The following is a 16,788-nucleotide window of genomic DNA, read 5'->3' as shown; positions in this document are numbered from 1 at the left end:
TTATTCTCCATGCTCATTTTTCTTCAGCTTGCGCATCAGAAGCCACATACGTACTGTCCTGACTTTTAAATCTTTATCAGAGACGGATTCCTTCACCAGATCAGCATGATGCTGATAGCCATTAAAGAAGACGTTCAGCACAACGGCGCTAAGGGTTGCGAGCATAATGCCGCTATGCAGCAACGGTTGCAGTACGGCCGGTAACTTAGAAAAGAAATCGTGTGAGAGCGTCGGAGTCATGCCAACGCCGAGACTGATCGCCACAATATAGAGGTTGTAACGGTTAGTGGTGTAGTTACAGCGCGACAGAATTCGAATCCCCGTCGCCAGTACCATGCCGAACATCACCAGCCCTGCGCCGCCAAGCACAAATTGCGGAATCGAGGCTACCAGCACCGCCATTTTGGGCACCATGCCAAACATGATTAATATGATCCCCGAAGAAATACACACCCAGCGACTATGAACGCGAGTCACGCTAACCAGGCCAACGTTTTGAGAAAATGACGTGTGGGGGAAGCTGTTAAACGTTCCGCCTATCATTGTCCCTACACCATCGACACGCAGCCCGCGAATAATATCGTGCGAAGAGAGTTTACGACCGACTATTTCACCCAGTGCCAGGAACATCCCCATCGACTCGATAAACACGATGATTAACACAGCGGTCATGGTTAGAATAGAAACGGGGTCAAATACCGGCATACCAAACGACATTGGGGTGACAATCGCAAACCACGAAGCATCATGTAGCCCGGACAAATTGACTTCATTCATCATCCACGAAAGTAAAAAGCCAAATACAATCCCCAGTAATACGGCGACGTTGGACATAAATCCTTTCGCATAGCGAGTAATGAGCAAGATAAAAATTAAGACGGCAAAGGAGATACCTAAATAAACGGGATTACCATATTGCGGATTCCCTTTACCTCCAGCGGCCCAGTCAATACCGACCTGAATAATGCTAAGCCCGATAGAAGTAATAACCACACCGGTAACCAGTGGCGGGAATAAAGGCATTAAGCGACCGATAAGTGGTGCTAATAATGTGGTGATAAATCCCGCGGCGATAGTGGCACCAAATATCCCCAGCAGGCCGATATCCGGGTTCATGCCAATGGCTATCATTGGTGTTACAGCAGCAAAGGTTACCGACATAATCACCGGCAGACGGATCCCCATAAAGCGGCCGATACCGATACATTGTAATAATGTGACGATCCCGCAGCAAAAGAGATCCGAGCTAATGAGCATCGCAATAGCTTCTTTTGAGAGGCCCAGTCGGTCACCAATCATAAGAGGAACAGCGACTGCACCTGCGTACATTACAAGGACGTGTTGCAGACCGAGTATGATCAGCTTTCCTGGTGATAATATGCGGTCAACCTCATCAGTTGGGCGGTCTTGCCCTGAAGATGAGGGAAGTTGGGAATCTATGGCGCTCATCAGTGTTTCTCCTTTCGCCCGCCAGAGTAAAAAGCAACCGTTTACGTTCATGAAACTGTTTAAACACATGCTCGTGGAGTGCCAGTTTTTGCAAGGAAGGGGAGTTAGAGACAGGAATTGCGGAGGCAATCACATAATCGTGATTAAACTACGAAAATGAGAAGAGAACCAGACAGTGGAATTATCTGCAATTTTCTCATATTGATATTTTATTAATCATTCTGGCATGTAGCTCTCTCGCATTTAATCAAGTTTATCTGGATAGCTCTCTTTTGGACCTTGATGTTGAAATAATGAAAGCGGCACAGATTGAGGGGTAATAATTTGAACTTAGTCACAAACTTATAATTAAAAATTCATTCTACCTAATATATGCCCGTTTATTGCATCGCGAACTTTGAGAAGACATAACTCATTAAATGAAAGGGATGCAAATGAATAAGTTTATCGCTGCTGAAGCTGCGGAATGTATAGGCTGTCATGCTTGTGAAATTGCCTGTGCGGTGGCACACAATCAAGAAAACTGGCCGCTGAGTCACAGTGACTTTCGACCGCGTATCCACGTTGTAGGGAAAGGCCAGGCTGCGAATCCGGTGGCCTGTCATCACTGCAACAATGCTCCTTGCGTTACGGCTTGTCCGGTTAATGCTCTGACTTTCCAGCCCGATAGCGTACAACTGGACGAGCAAAAATGTATTGGTTGTAAAAGATGCGCAATCGCTTGCCCCTTTGGCGTCGTTGAGATGGTCGATACGATTGCGCAGAAATGCGACCTTTGTAACCAGCGCAGTTCCGGCACGCAAGCCTGTATTGACGTATGCCCAACACAGGCGTTACGGCTGATGGACGATAAAGGGTTGCAGCAGATAAAGGTGGCCCGCCAGCGCAAAACGGCAGCAGGAAAAGCGTCATCAGACGCTCAGCCATCTCGCAGTGCAGCGTTGCTCCCCGTTAACTCGCGTAAAGGCGCAGATAAAATTTCAGCGAGTGAACGGAAAACCCACTTTGGCGAAATTTATTGCGGGCTGGATCCACAACAAGCGACTTATGAGAGTGACCGCTGTGTTTATTGCGCCGAAAAAGCTAACTGCAACTGGCATTGCCCGCTGCATAACGCTATTCCGGATTACATCCGTCTGGTGCAGGAAGGAAAGATTATTGAAGCGGCAGAACTTTGCCACCAGACCAGTTCCTTACCAGAAATCTGCGGCAGGGTATGTCCACAGGACCGTCTTTGTGAAGGCGCATGTACTTTGAAAGATCACTCTGGCGCAGTCTCTATCGGTAATCTGGAACGCTACATCACCGATACCGCGCTGGCGATGGGCTGGCGTCCTGATGTCAGCCATGTTGTTCCCCGTATCGAAAAAGTGGCGGTGATTGGCGCAGGGCCTGCAGGGTTAGGGTGTGCTGATATTCTGGCGCGCGCAGGAGTTCAGGTTGATGTCTTTGATCGCCATCCAGAAATTGGCGGTATGCTGACTTTTGGCATACCTCCTTTCAAACTCGATAAAACGGTATTAAGCCAGCGGCGAGAGATATTCACCGCAATGGGAATCGACTTTCATCTTAACTGTGAAATTGGCCGCGATATTACCTTTAGCGATTTAACTTCTGAATATGATGCCGTTTTCATCGGCGTGGGGACTTACGGGATGATGCGAGCAGATCTGCCGCATGAAGATGCGCCCGGTGTCATTCAGGCTCTACCGTTCCTGACTGCCCATACCCGCCAGTTGATGGGATTGCCGGAGTCTGAAGAGTATCCGCTGACGGATGTGGAAGGTAAGCGAGTCGTGGTATTGGGCGGTGGCGATACGACCATGGATTGTTTGCGGACTTCCATCCGCCTCAATGCCGCCAGCGTGACCTGCGCGTATCGTCGTGATGAAGTCAGTATGCCGGGCTCGCGCAAAGAGGTGGTCAATGCGCGCGAGGAAGGTGTCGAGTTTCAGTTCAATGTTCAGCCGCAATATATCGCTTGTGACGTAGATGGGCGTTTAACTGCGGTGGGCCTTATTCGTACCGCTATGGGTGAGCCGGGTCCGGATGGACGCCGTCGTCCTCGTCCGGTAGCGGGTTCAGAGTTTGAGCTGCCTGCCGATGTTCTGATTATGGCCTTTGGTTTCCAGGCGCATGCCATGCCGTGGTTGCAAGGCAGCGGAATTAAGCTCGATAAATGGGGCCTGATTCAAACCGGGGACGTCGGGTATTTACCTACCCAGACGCACCTGAAAAAAGTCTTTGCTGGTGGGGATGCAGTTCATGGCGCGGATCTGGTTGTCACTGCAATGGCCGCAGGAAGGCAAGCGGCGCGCGATATGTTAACTCTGTTTGATTCGAAGGCATCGTGATGAAATCGTTAATTATCGTTAATCCGGCTGACTGTATTGGCTGCCGTACTTGTGAAGTGGCCTGTGTGGTCGCTCACCCTTCAGAACAGGAGTTGAATGCCGATGTCTTTTTACCCCGGCTGAAGGTACAGCGACTGGACTGCATCAGTGCGCCGGTGATGTGCCATCAGTGTGAAAACGCCCCTTGTGTTGGCGCTTGCCCCGTGGGAGCGCTGACGATGGGCGAGCAGGTGGTGCAGGCCAATTCTGCCCGTTGTATTGGCTGTCAGAGTTGCGTCAGTGCGTGCCCGTTTGGGATGATAACCATTCAGTCGTTGCCGGGGGATACCCGGCAACAAATTGTGAAATGCGATCTCTGTGAACAGCGGGAAGAGGGGCCTGCCTGCGTTGAATCTTGCCCGACACAGGCGCTGCAGTTGCTTACTGAAAGAGAACTCAGGCGAGTCCGCCAGCAGCGTATTGTTGCCAGCGGTGAGAATCCTCTCTGAAAGAATTCTCCGCGCTGAAAGGCGCGGAGAATCTATTAGATAGCCCATCCACCCGCGTAAAATGCGACCAGTGCGGCAGTAATGATTACCGTACCAATATTCAGCTTTTGCCATTCGCGTGCAAAGACGCGGCCTACGACCAGTGTCACAAAGCCCAGCATAATACCGGTAACGATATTACAAGTCAGAACGATAAACACGGCACACACCAGGCCAGCCATTGCGTCAATAAAATCGTTGAAATCCAGCTTCGAGACGTTACTTAACATCAGCAAACCTACGTACATCAGAGCGGGTGCAGTGGCGTAACCAGGGATCAAAAATGACAGTGGTGATAAAAACAGAATCAACAGGAATAACGCCCCCACTACGGTTGCGGTCAACCCTGTTTTACCCCCGGCGGCGGTTCCTGCCGCTGATTCGATATAAACCGCTGCGGGCGCAGCACCCACCAGGCCGGAGAATATTGAACTTACTGAGTCACTGGTCAGGGCTTTACCGCCGTTGATGATCTGGTTGTCTTTATCTAACAAATTCGCCTGACCGGCGACGGCACGGATGGTACCGGTGGCGTCGAACACTGCGGTCATCACCAATGCCAGTACACTCGGAAGTACAGTTGGCTGGAGTGCCCCCATAATATCGAGGCTGAAAATCAGAGACTTACCATCTTCGCCAGTCAGACTGGGCATCGCCACCAGACCGTGGTACTTCACCGCTGGATCAAAGATTAAGCCGATGATCGAAATTGCAATAATCACCAACAAGATCCCGCCAGGTACGCGGCACTTTTCCAGACCGAAGATGACCGCCAGACCCAGTAAGCTCATCATCACCGGGAAGGAGGTAAACGCACCGAGCGCCACCGGCAAGCCTTCAATCGGGTTTTTGATAACCATTCCCACACCGTTAGCAGCAATCAGCAGCAGAAACAGGCCGATACCGATACCTGTGCCGTGAGCGATACCCATCGGTAAATTACGTAATATCCAGGTTCGCACACCGGTTACAGAAATGGCGGTGAAGATGACGCCCATCAGAAAGACCGCACCCAGTGCGACAGGAACGCTAATTTGTTGCCCGAGTACCAGACTGAATGCGGTAAATGCCGTTAAGGAAATAGCGCAACCAATCGCCATTGGCAAGTTGGCCCACAAGCCCATCAGCAACGAGCCGAAGCCCGCGACCAGACAGGTGGCAACAAACACAGCTGCGGGAGGAAAACCTGCTTTGCCCAGCATTCCCGGAACGACGATAACGGAATAAACCATGGCCAGAAAGGTCGTTAAGCCAGCCAGTACTTCCTGACGAACGGTACTGCCACGAGCGGTAATTTTAAAATAATTATCCAGCGCGCCTTGTGGCTTTGGTGCGTCCGGTGTTTGTAGGATGTCTCCAGACATAATGATGTCCTCACGAGGATGTTAAAGTTTTATTATTAGTTGCGTTCGTACACCAGACGACCATCAACGTAGGTGCGGTAGATCGAACGGTCATCGCCCAACGTCATCATCACGAACAATTTGTCGACTAAAGAAACAGAGTTGTCATAGCGCAGCTGCTGTAGCGGGGTGGCGGTGGGTTCCATCACCACGAAATCAGCCTCTTTGCCAGGTAAAAAGTTGCCAATCAAATCGTCAAGGCCCAGAGATTTCGCCCCGCCGAGCGTGGCAAGGTAAAACGCTTCATATGCCGAGAGGCGATAGCCTTGTAATTGCAACACTTTGTAGGCTTCGTTCAGCGTTTGCAGCATGTTGAAAGTTGTTCCTGCGCCAATGTCAGTCCCCATGCCCACTTTGACTTTCTTCTGCCATGCTTTTTTCAAGTTGAATAAGCCACTGCCGAGGTAAAGGTTGGAGGTAGGACAGAAAGCAATGCTGGATTTGGTTTCGCTGAGACGATCCCACTCTTTCTCTTCGAGATGGACGCAGTGAGCAAAGACACAATTTTTACCTGTCAGACCGTACTGATGGTAAACATCCAGATAACCATCATGGTCAGGATAAAGCGATTTGACCCAGGCAATTTCATCTTTATTTTCACAAAGATGGGTATGTACCCATGTGTCGGGATACTCTTCTTTCAGGCGTTGCGCCATCGCCATCTGTTCAGGAGATGAGGTTGGGGCGAAGCGTGGCGTAATCGCATACAACAGACGACCATTTTTGTGCCAGCGTTCGATCAGTTCTTTGCTTTGGTGATAGCTGCTTTCGGCAGTGTCGAGCAGATAATCCGGTGCGTTGCGGTCCATCATCACCTTACCGGCAATCATACGCATATTGATATGACTGGCGGCTTCAAACAGCGCATCAACGGATTGCGGATGAACGGTACCAAACACCAACGCTGTGGTGGTTCCGTTACGTAAAAGCTGCTTGATGAAGAACGCCGACATTTCGCGGGCGTACTCTAAATCCTCATAACGACGTTCAGTAGGGAAGGTGTGTTTATTCAACCACTCCAACAATTGTTCACCATAGGCCCCAACCATTTCACTTTGCGGATAATGGATATGTGTATCGACAAAGCCCGGTACTACCAGTTTGCCGCGATAGTCGCGCACGCGAATGGTGTCAGGAATTTGATGCTTTCCGTCTTCCCATTCGCCAAACCATTCCACTTTTCCCTGTTTAATGAGTAATAAACCATCCTCAATAAACCGCAGCGCAGAGGCAATCTCTTCCGGGTTATCGACCGTACGGGTGACATCAATAAAACTGCCTCGTACCGCTTTTAACGTGTGTTCTCCTGACATCATTGACTCCTTTACTGTTAATCCATCTCTTCCGCTGAGGTAATACCAGGCAGAACGTTTTCCTGTCGGTAGCCACCAGGGAGGATAATATTTAATAAAATCGCAGTTAATCCACCAGCACAAATAGGGTTTTCAACTAATACATAAATAGAGGCTGGCAATATTTTAAAAATTTCCGGGTCGTAGGAGACGCCAAGCCCTAAACCTAAAGAAGTGGCGACAATAAGTGTTTCACGGCGCTTTAATCCGTTGGTGATGATGATGCGAATCCCAGCGATGGCAATCATGGAAAACATCAACGTCATTGCGCCTCCCAGAACAGCCGAGGGAATGGTCGTGAAGAAGCCGCCAATCATCGGAAACAAGCCGAGAATAACCAACATGACCGCGATGGTTCGCCCGACATAACGTGAAGCGACACCGGTCATCTGAATAACCCCATTATTTTGCGCAAACGTGGTTAACGGTAATGAACCGACAGCGGAAGCGATAACCGAAACCAGGCCATCTGCCAGTACGCCGCCTTTCAGACGCGACTGATACTCTTCTCCCTGGATGGGGCGGCGGGAAACCATTGCCGTGGCGGTGATATCACCGACAGCTTCCAGCACGCTAAGCAAATAAATCGTGCCGACCACCAGGAACTGATGGAAGCTGAAACTAAACCCGTATTTGAACGGATGCGGGATGGTGATTAACGGCAAATTGCGCATACTGCTGAAATCCACCATGCCCAGGCATAACGACGCGATATAACCGACACATAGCCCAATGGCAATCCCTCCCATGCGTAGTAACGGACTGCGGCAGCAGTTAAAGCCGATCACCACAATCAAAACCAATAAACCAACGCCGAGATGTTCGTAATTGCCGAACGTACCGCTGCTTTTGGCAGCAAATCCTCCACCAAAATCGATAATGCCGACTTTAATCAGGCTTAAGCCGATCATCAGCACCACAATGCCGCTAACGGTAGGTGTAATAACCCGACGTAAATAGGGCAGGATAAAAGAAGAGCCGACAACCAGAAATGCGCCAACGAAGGAGACGCCGAGAAGCGACGACATGATTAACTCTTCGTGAAAACCATCGCTTTTCATGCTGCTGCCCAGCGCAATCATGACTGTAACAAATGAAAAATTGACTGACTGAATTGAGAGTAGGCCAGAACCGACGATGCCATAGCGGTTTACCTGTAACCAGGTACCAATACCAGAGGCGATCATCGCCATAGAAACAAGATAGGCGGTTGTTTCAGCGGAAAGCTGTAAGGCCGCACCCACGATTAACGCAGGGGTTACCATCGGAACGAAAATTGCCAACAGATGGGTAATGGCACCAACGAGAGCCTGATGAAAGGGAGGGCGATCCTCCAGTTCAAATATAAGGTCAGAACCTGCATGGTTTATATCAGACATCCCTTCACTCCTTTTAAAGTAAATTTGATCATCTGAATCAGTAAAATAAATTCCCACGAATTTGGGGCGCAGGACGCCTTGAGAACGGCTTATCTCATTTTCGCAGTCAACTATTTAGTCATCGTTCAAACAGAGAAACAGGCCGCCGAAGCGGCCATTTATTATTTATATTTTTTCCAGCGCGGTGAGTATTTTCTCCGGTGTGAAATGCCATTCGCGTAACCAGATGCCGCAGGCATCGTGAATTGCGGTAGCAATCGCCGGAGCTGCGCCATTTACACCGATTTCTGAGATTGATTTCGCCCCGAATGGGCCGACTTTATCGTCGCTCGGCACCAGCACAGCGCGGAAATCACGCGGAATGTCACCAATTTTCGGTGCGCCGTAACTGCGTAAATCACGCGTTAACGGGTGGCCTTCGGCGTCATAAATGATTTCTTCGCTCATACTGTGCCCGATAGCACGCAGGGTGGCTCCGTAGATTTGTCCCAACGCTAACTCTGGATTGACCGGTGTACCACAGTCCAGCAAGGCGTAGAATTTATCCAGGCGGATTTCACCCGTACGTGTGTTGACGGCAACTTCAGCAAAGTTTGCGCCATACGGGAAGGCGAAATCAGGCGTGATATAACTGGCAGTTCCCACCAGTGAACCAAAACCGGTGCCGGTTTCGCCTTTATGGGCAATATCCCCGAAACTAACTTCGCCTTTCTTGCCGCGCACGACGCCCGGCGTTGCTAGTTGAACATCTGCCACTGGCTCACCCAACATTTGCGCGCCGTGGAACAGAATTTTATCCCGCAGATTTTCCGCTGCCAAACGCGCCGCGTTACCCGAGAAGCAAGTACCGGACGAGGCATATGCGCCTTTATCAAACAACGCATGATCGGTATCACCGGAGATAACATGCACGTCCTGCGGTGGGCAGTGCAGCACTTCTGCTGCCAGTTTCGTCACCACGGTATCCAGACCAGTACCAATATCCGCACCGCCAGAATGAACAATAAAGGTACCGTCCGATTCCAGTTTAATCATGCAGTTAGCCTGATCGATATCCGGGATCCCCGATTTCTGCATGATAATGGCGACGCCGCGACCGATGTGCCAGTCACCATTTTGCGGTTTTGGTGAAGACCATTGGATCATCTCGCGACCCTGACGCAGGATCTCTTCCAGCGCGCAGCTGGCGGCGGAAGGAACGGAGGTCGGCGCTTTACCTTCACCAATCGCACCGAGAATTTTCAGCTCTTGCCCTTCGTGTACCCGGTTACGTTCGATAATTTCCAGTTGGTCGATCTGTAACTGTTCAGCCAGTTCCGCTAATGCCATAGTGATAGCGAAGTTACCTTTCGGTGCACCATAACCCTGATAAGCACCATTTGGACAAATGTTGCTGTAGTAGGTGGTGACCTGGAAATCGACGTTATCGCACGGATATAACGGCAGCGACAGCGCCGGTCCGTTACATGGTACGGTGAGTGAGTGATTGCCGTAAGGGCCTGTGTTGGCGCGGAAATCCATCTTCACGGCCGTCAGGCGACCATCTTTCTTTGCCCCCAGTTTGACGGTGACTTTCGCGACGTGACGAGAGGTGTTAGCAATAAACTCTTCTTCACGGGTGTAGCGGAACAGTACCGGACGCCCGGTCACGCAGGTTGCCCAGGCGCACACTTCTTCCAGCAGGATGTCCTGTTTAGACCCAAAACCGCCGCCAACTCGCTCTTTAATTACATGAACTTTATGTTGTTTCATGCCCACGAGGCGCGCGACCTGGCGGCGTAAGTGCCATGGTACCTGGGTGGAGGCGTGGATAACCAGACGATCGCCGTCCATACGGGTAAAGCATATATGAGTTTCAGTCGGGCACTGCTGCGCCTGCGTTGAGTTATAGGTTCGCTCAATGATCACATCGGCATCGGCAAAGCCTTTGTCCATATCGCCAATATGACCATGAATACTGGCGGCGATATTTTTACGGGGGCGAGAACCGATCGGGAAGTTGATGATCATATGCTCGCCGCGCTGGGCTGCATGGCTGTTATCGTCTTCCAGAGTATCTGGCGCACCAGCAACATACACCACCGGTTCATCGTGCACGACAGGCGCATCTTCCGCCATTGCCTCGTCAATCGACATTACAGGTTTAAGCACTTCATATTCAACGTCGATGAGCTTCAGTGCTTCGAGCGCAATTTCTTCACTTTCTGCGACGACCGCAGCAACGCGATCGCCGACGTGACGCATTTTCTTGCCGAACATACGGCGGTCAAGCGGTGACGGTTCCGGTGCGCTCTGACCACCCGGGGTGTAGTAGATATCCGGGCAATTCAGATGAGTAATAACGTGGACGACGCCTGGTAAGGCTTCAGCTTTGCTGACATCCAGGTGAGTAATCAGTGCGTGAGCGTGAGGGCTACGTAACATTTTAATGACGCAGGCGTCAGCCGTTACGCGGTCTTCAACATAGCAGGGTTTCGCCTGCACCATTTTTGCGGCATCAGTTTTAGGATAATGCTTACCAATGACTTCAAGGTCATCGCGGAAAGTCGGAGCGATATCAATGGTGGCCTGCGGGTTATTTTTACGTGCAACCGCCAGTTCAATGACCTGATAGTATTGTTGCCAGCCTGCATCGCGACTGAACAAACCAGAAAGCGCGTCGTCGATCTCTTCGCGGGTCGGTGCGGCGATACGCTCGAGCAGATCAGTGATAATCAGAGCCGCAGCTGGATCGTTATAACCAGACTGCGCCACGCCAACATCAACCATTGCCTGTTGAACCAGACTTAACTCGTTCCATTTGCCCAGAGACTCTGCGGTACGAATATCTGCCTTCTCTAACTGTGCGGCGATAAGCAAGGACGCGTTAACGATATTACCGTTAAAGATAATTGCGTCAGAACCGGCAAACCCGAATCCATCATCGCTGTTGCGTACAGAGTGCATTCCCATGTTAAACAACAGCTTTTGCACGTTTTCGCCTGGATTAACGGTTAGCTCCTGAGGCGCGCCATTTAAAGTAAAGTGGATGATCATACGGCTTCCTCCCCAGCCTGTTGGCAGTCGGCATAAAGGTCGGCTACCAGAACTCCCGTGATATAGCGTTTATAGGCCACGCTGCCCCGCAAATCTTCCTGCGGGAAAATGGCGTTGGCGACAGCCTGTTCAAGTGCATTGCCTTCCAGGTTTTGTTTTTCAACATCGTGCAGACGCAGTGCTTTACTGGCCACGCCATCCAACGCAATTCGCATACCGTCGTGATCGGTAAACGCAACGGCTGCCGTTACTACCGTTAACCCAGCCTGAGAACGGCTAATTTTGCGAGTCGCACAGGTGCGATACGGATCTTTAATGATGATTTCGGTTAGCAGGTGATCGCATGGGCAGGCCAGGTACTCCTCAATTGACAGAGTTTCACCGTTGCCAAAAACCAGTTCGGCATCTAGTGCCAGCAGGACGGGAAGCAGCACCGACTCTTCCTGCCGGGCGGCGATTTCACCACCAATGGTCGACTGATTACGAATATGGCGAGAATAGACAAAGCCGAGAGCCTCACGCAGTGCTGCAGGAATAAACCGTGCATCACGCAGTGTTTGCAAGCGAGACATCGCGCCAATCCGCAATGCACCGTTATCCCAGTCAACCCAGTCCAGTTCCAGATCCTGTAAGGATATGGCAATCTTTTTATCGGTACGGGTTGGTGTGGCGTTGAGTTTACTGCCTCCGGCGAACCAGACGGCTTCATCCTGGTAGCGGCGCTTCAGTTCCAGCGCCTGTTCGACAGAGTCGGGCCTGAAAAATTGTTCAATCATCTTCTTTCCTTATTTAACCCTCTTCCCTGCGGGAAGAGGGTATTTGTCATTTATGCCAGCGCATCCATCCGACGCCACATAGCAGCAGCGGCTTTTCTGGCTTGCGCATAAATGGAATCGCAATCGAAGTTAAACTGACGGTCTTCATAGACCATAACGCCGTTGACCATCACGCTGTGGACGCTGCCTGAACCCATGCCGAAAGCGATATGTCCAGCGATATTGTCTGCCAGCAGTGGCGTCGGCGAGTTGTAATCGCAAATGGTTAAATCGGCTTTATAACCGGTTTCCAGCAGGCCAAATTTCGCGCCAAAGTTGCGGCTCATCAGTTCGTTGCCGTTAGCCAGAGCTTTGGCAAAGCTGTCAGGCCACAGCGGACCACCCGCATCGCGATGTTTAAAGAAGGCAAATTTCATCTCTTCAAACATATCTGAACCAATACCGTCCGTACCCAACGCCAGATTGCGGATGTCGCAAAGATGATGGTTGTAGCCGACATGGTTGTTCATGTTTGAACGGGCGTTATGCACCAGGAATGCATCACGCTGATTGAGCAACGCGATGTCGTCTTTAGACAGATAAAGCCCATGAGCGACCAGCGTTTTGCTGTCGATGAGATCGAATTGCGCTAATCGTGCCAGCAGATCTTTGCCGTACCAGTGATGACTATGGGAAACATCGTAAAGGTCTTCCGCAGCGTGAATATGTAAACCACGGCCTGTGGCTTTCACGGCCTCACGCAGCATTTCCAGACCGGCATCCGGCACAGTAAACGGCGCGTGAGCACCAATATGAGCCTCTACCAGATACGGTTCAGTTGCCGCTTTCTTCGCATCATCAATCTGACGGGCGAAGCGGATATTTTCCTCTACTCCTTCCTGTAGTTCTTTAATGCCGTTGTTACGGTCAGTGGTTTCAAAACAGGTCATCGCACGCAGGCCAACTTTTAAAAATGCGTTGCGCAATGTGGAGAGCGACCCGCTGATATACGCCGGAGAGGCATGGTGATCGATAACAGATGTACAGCCGCTCTTAATCGCTTCCAGTGAACAAATCAGCCCGCTGTAATAGAGCGACTCTTCATCAAGGGCGCGATCGAGCCGCCACCAGAGATTTTTCAGCGTTGAAATGAAATCCGGGCAGGGGGCGATGTTTGCCATAATTCCACGGGAAAGCCCCGAGTAAAAATGGTTGTGCGAGCAGACAATTCCCGGCATCACAATCCGACCATGCATCTCTTTGTAGTTGGCATCGGGGTAGCGTTGCGTCAGCGCATCGCCGATAGCGACAATCACATCATTTTCGATGGCGATATCAACGCCTTCCTGCACTTTCGCCGGGTGTAACTGCACTGCGGTGACATTCTTCAGAATCAACATGATTACACCTCCACGCGGCCCAGCAGATAATGATGATGCTGGTGGACATGGCTAATGATGCGGCACATATCGTTCAGCTCCGGTGGTACGTTGTTGAACTGACCTTCGCTGTCGATGTTTAACACCCAGCTTTGGTTATTCAGACGTACTCGTACCCGGCAATCTTCCACAAGGAAGCCTGGGTTGCTGCTGTTATCAAAGTCTTGCGACAGGCTGAAGACGGTGATTTTGTCTTTGTACGGTTTACCGTTCCACGGACAGAACTGAGCACAGTTGCCGCATTCGTTACAGTAAGCGTCGAGGTGCAGCGTCTGGAAACGGTTCTGGAAGCCAGGGACCGCAATGGATACGTTGGCGCGGTTCGGGCAGACATCCACACACTTGCTGCAAACGTAGTTACATTCAAGGCAGCGAGCGGCTTCCTGGGCGACAAACGCGTCACGATCGTCGCTATCCACCAGGGTGATAGAGATATCGCCTTTGCGTTGATAGATTTCCGCCGGATTGACGTTGTTCCAGTATTTATCGTTCTGGTGGGAACGGATATTTTCCCGACTAAGGATGGCATCGGTAGCCCGACGCGCAGTTCCGACAGCAGCGACAATGGAGGATGGTCCGCGCTGTACGTCGCCGATCATAAAGACGTCAGTCAGACGAGTTTCGCCATTATGGTCGACGTCTGGCCAGCCATTTTTGTCCAGCGGCACGCCCATCGCATTCAGGGCTTCAGTATCCTGCTGTTCGCCAATGGCGGTGATCAGGCTGTCTACATGCAGTGTTACTGTTTCGTTGGTTTCAACCGGACGGCGACGACCTTTCTCATCAGGTTCGCCAAGCGACATAACGCGCAAGGTTAAGGTGCCATCAGCATCGAAACGTTCCGGATTATTCAGGAAACGGAACTCCACGCCGTCGTGCAACGCTTCTTCATACTCTTCGCGCCATGCGGGCATCTCTTGCAGTGAACGACGATAAACGACCGTTGCTTTTTCTACGCCTGGAACGCGTAACGCCGCACGAGCGCAGTCCATTGCGGTGTTACCCGCCCCGACAACGACCACATGCTTGCCCAGCTTGAGCGTAGTGCCTTTGTTGTATTCACGCAGGAAGGGGAGTGATTTCCACACATTTTGGTTGTCGCCCGCCAATTTCACACCGCTATTTTTATCAGTGCCGGTGGCAATCAGAACATAGTGGAAGCCCTGATTTTTTAACTGTTCAACGGTCAGATCGGGTGAGCAGCCATACTCAAATTTCACGCCGTGAGCGGCAACAAAATCGATATCGTGCTGAATTAACTCTGCAGGAATACGGAACTGAGGAATGATATTTTTCACCACGCCGCCCGCATTGGCTTCGCGTTCAAACAGCGTAACCGGATGGCCCGCTCTGGCAAGGAAGTAACCTGCTGCCAGACCCGCCGGACCTGCACCAATCACGGCAACCGGATGGCGTGAACCAGAACCGGCTGGTTTGTGCCAGCGTTGCTTATATTCATCCCAACCTTTTTCCAGCGCGACTTTTTTCAGTTCGCGGATATTCAGCGCACTGTCGTAATCCAGGCGGGTACAGTTGTATTGGCACTGGTGATCGCAAATATGACCGGTAATGGCGGGCAGGGCGTTGCGTTGGTAGATGAGTTCCAGTGCGTCGGCATAGCGGTGTTCGCCAAGCAGACGGATGTATTCCGGAATATCCTGTTTAATGGCGCAAGCAGTAACGCACGGTGCAACGTAGCAGTCGGTCAGCGGCAGGTCTTCTGCCACTTCAATACGCTCTTCTGGCTTCCAGTGTTTCTGCGTGTATTCCATGGTTAACGCGTCTGCTGCCAGTTTGTTCAGTCGTTCGACGTCAACATGGTCAAGCCCCCAGGCGTCGGAGCCTTCCAGCTCGCGCATGCAGGCACTTAAGCGCAGATAGCCGCCAGGTTTCAGCAGGTCGGTTGCCATAGTAATAGGGCGAATACCAGTATCAAAAATATCGCGGATAGTCAGCTGACTGGCACCACCGGAATAAGAAATGGGCAGTTTGCCGTCAAAGGCGCGAGAGAGAACTGCTGCAACATTGATGGAGAGCGGGAACAGCGCACGGCCTGACATATACATCTCTTCACCAGGCAGTGCACCTTTGTTATTAATGGTGCCGAGGGTATTGGTCAGTTTGACGCCAAAGCCGAGTGATTTTTCTTTTGCCAGTACCATCAGGCGTTCCAGCATTTCCAGCGCTTGCGTCAGCTTGAGGTCGTGATCAAATGACTCTTCTTTTAAGCCTATGTAACCGAAACCGCAGACATCGAGGATCTCACGAACACGCGCGTACCCCAGTAAGGTCGGGTTGAGTTTCACAAAGGTATTGAGCCCTTTTTCTTCCAGCATGTAGCGGCAAATGGCTTCGATTTCATGCGGAGGACAGCCGTGCATCGTGGAGAGGGTAACGCCTTGTACCATGCTGGTGGGGATGCGTGCCGGTAAGGCCTGCAAGCATTCGCGTTTTTCCTGTAAGCCGTGGCGGGCTAAAAATGCGTCATCCTGGAGTAATTTATTCAGCGTATCGCGATATTGAGCGAATTTCGGATGGTCAGATGCGTCCATCATATTATCGATGAACTGTTGCATCGGCGGTTGCTTAATACCTTCGAGGTTGTAACCGACGCTCATATTAAAGATGAACGATTTACCGGAATCAGAAGGCTGGAACATCGCTTCGAGAAGGTGCAGGGCAAACCAGGCTTTGAGGTATTCATCCCAGGCTTTAAGCAGGGTAAATTCGGTGGACCATTCGGTGTTAAAGCACTCGTCTTCGGCATCAATACAGGGCTTTTCCAGCTCCAGGCGGTCAAGAATTTGGACGGTTTTTAGTTCGATGAAGCGTCCGCCAGTCAGCCAGGATGTGACAATATTTTGCGCGAGCTGCGTGTGCGGACCAGCGGCAGGGCCGACGGGAGTGGCACAGGTTTCACCGAAGACGCTAACAGTTTTACCTTTTACGGGTGAGTAAAACTGTTGCTCGGGAATACCAAAGATTGAGCGTTGTTGTTGGTATTCATCAAATATGCGCGTCAAAAGTTCCTCAAACGGAATGGGACGCATAATATCCCCCATAACCCTCTCCTTAGCTTATACAGATATCATTG

Annotated in this window: 10 protein-coding genes; 2 read left to right on the top strand and 8 right to left on the bottom strand. The window is 51.0% G+C overall.

The genetic code is table 11. The features are described 5' to 3' along the window. Window positions 1-1,449: a urate/proton symporter UacT gene (gene uacT, locus FQZ95_RS17315; protein ID WP_001354956.1), complete on the bottom strand. Its 1,449-nt coding sequence runs from the start codon at window positions 1,447-1,449 to the stop codon at window positions 1-3. Window positions 1,450-1,883: 434 nt separating this feature from the next. Here uacT and ygfT point away from each other — a divergent pair, with 434 nt between their 5' ends. After that, window positions 1,884-3,803 (top strand): formate-dependent uric acid utilization protein YgfT, encoded by a 1,920-nt coding sequence (ygfT, locus tag FQZ95_RS17310; protein WP_105276707.1) that lies wholly within the window; start codon window positions 1,884-1,886, stop codon window positions 3,801-3,803. Next, the gene (locus tag FQZ95_RS17305; RefSeq protein ID WP_000838417.1) at window positions 3,803-4,291 is read left to right on the top strand and encodes a 4Fe-4S dicluster domain-containing protein; all 489 of its coding nucleotides are present in this window, start codon (window positions 3,803-3,805) and stop codon (window positions 4,289-4,291) included. Before ygfT ends, FQZ95_RS17305 begins: the two co-directional genes overlap by 1 nt. 35 nt (window positions 4,292-4,326) lie before the next feature. On the opposite strand, the gene ghxQ is transcribed toward FQZ95_RS17305, so the two are convergent. The 7 genes from ghxQ to ygfK all read right to left on the bottom strand — a co-directional run bounded on the left by ghxQ (window position 4,327) and on the right by ygfK (window position 16,756). Beyond that, window positions 4,327-5,694 carry a guanine/hypoxanthine transporter GhxQ gene (gene ghxQ / locus FQZ95_RS17300; protein ID WP_000012163.1) on the bottom strand — a complete coding sequence of 456 codons (1,368 nt, stop codon included), beginning with the start codon at window positions 5,692-5,694 and terminating at the stop codon, window positions 4,327-4,329. Window positions 5,695-5,729: 35 nt separating this feature from the next. Beyond that, window positions 5,730-7,046 carry a guanine deaminase gene (guaD, locus tag FQZ95_RS17295; protein ID WP_001352959.1) on the bottom strand — a complete coding sequence of 439 codons (1,317 nt, stop codon included), beginning with the start codon at window positions 7,044-7,046 and terminating at the stop codon, window positions 5,730-5,732. A gap of 17 nt (window positions 7,047-7,063) precedes the next feature. Next, entirely contained in the window at window positions 7,064-8,464 is a 1,401-nt protein-coding gene (gene xanQ / locus FQZ95_RS17290) for a xanthine/proton symporter XanQ (protein WP_001280192.1), read from the bottom strand. Between the two features lie 165 nt (window positions 8,465-8,629). Further along, window positions 8,630-11,500 (bottom strand): molybdopterin-dependent oxidoreductase Mo/Fe-S-binding subunit, encoded by a 2,871-nt coding sequence (locus FQZ95_RS17285; RefSeq protein ID WP_160530461.1) that lies wholly within the window; start codon window positions 11,498-11,500, stop codon window positions 8,630-8,632. Next, the gene (gene ygfM, locus FQZ95_RS17280) at window positions 11,497-12,276 is read right to left on the bottom strand and encodes a molybdopterin-dependent oxidoreductase FAD-binding subunit (RefSeq protein WP_105276705.1); all 780 of its coding nucleotides are present in this window, start codon (window positions 12,274-12,276) and stop codon (window positions 11,497-11,499) included. Before ygfM ends, FQZ95_RS17285 begins: the two co-directional genes overlap by 4 nt. A 50-nt stretch (window positions 12,277-12,326) precedes the next feature. Then, complete coding sequence (ssnA, locus tag FQZ95_RS17275; protein WP_105276704.1) at window positions 12,327-13,655, bottom strand: putative aminohydrolase SsnA; 1,329 nt, start codon at window positions 13,653-13,655, stop codon at window positions 12,327-12,329. Between the two features lie 2 nt (window positions 13,656-13,657). Then, window positions 13,658-16,756, bottom strand: a complete 3,099-nt coding sequence (ygfK, locus tag FQZ95_RS17270) for a putative selenate reductase subunit YgfK (RefSeq protein WP_105276703.1) — start codon at window positions 16,754-16,756, stop codon at window positions 13,658-13,660. Window positions 16,757-16,788 lie beyond the last annotated feature (32 nt).

Source organism: Escherichia sp. HH41S (assembly GCF_009820115.1).
Lineage (GTDB): Bacteria > Pseudomonadota > Gammaproteobacteria > Enterobacterales > Enterobacteriaceae > Escherichia > Escherichia coli_F.
Note: the sequence above shows the minus strand (reverse complement) of the source record. Positions and strands in the feature narration are given on the sequence as shown.

Bases quoted from the DNA above. Each gene is read 5' to 3' on its own strand.
- uacT (WP_001354956.1), bottom strand. From the start codon at position 1,449: ATGAGCGCCATAGATTCCCAACTTCCCTCATCTTCAGGGCAAGACCGC.
- ygfT (WP_105276707.1), top strand. From the start codon at position 1,884: ATGAATAAGTTTATCGCTGCTGAAGCTGCGGAATGTATAGGCTGTCAT.
- FQZ95_RS17305 (WP_000838417.1), top strand. From the start codon at position 3,803: ATGAAATCGTTAATTATCGTTAATCCGGCTGACTGTATTGGCTGCCGT.
- ghxQ (WP_000012163.1), bottom strand. From the start codon at position 5,694: ATGTCTGGAGACATCCTACAAACACCGGACGCACCAAAGCCACAAGGC.
- guaD (WP_001352959.1), bottom strand. From the start codon at position 7,046: ATGTCAGGAGAACACACGTTAAAAGCGGTACGAGGCAGTTTTATTGAT.
- xanQ (WP_001280192.1), bottom strand. From the start codon at position 8,464: ATGTCTGATATAAACCATGCAGGTTCTGACCTTATATTTGAACTGGAG.
- FQZ95_RS17285 (WP_160530461.1), bottom strand. From the start codon at position 11,500: ATGATCATCCACTTTACTTTAAATGGCGCGCCTCAGGAGCTAACCGTT.
- ygfM (WP_105276705.1), bottom strand. From the start codon at position 12,276: ATGATTGAACAATTTTTCAGGCCCGACTCTGTCGAACAGGCGCTGGAA.
- ssnA (WP_105276704.1), bottom strand. From the start codon at position 13,655: ATGTTGATTCTGAAGAATGTCACCGCAGTGCAGTTACACCCGGCGAAA.
- ygfK (WP_105276703.1), bottom strand. From the start codon at position 16,756: ATGGGGGATATTATGCGTCCCATTCCGTTTGAGGAACTTTTGACGCGC.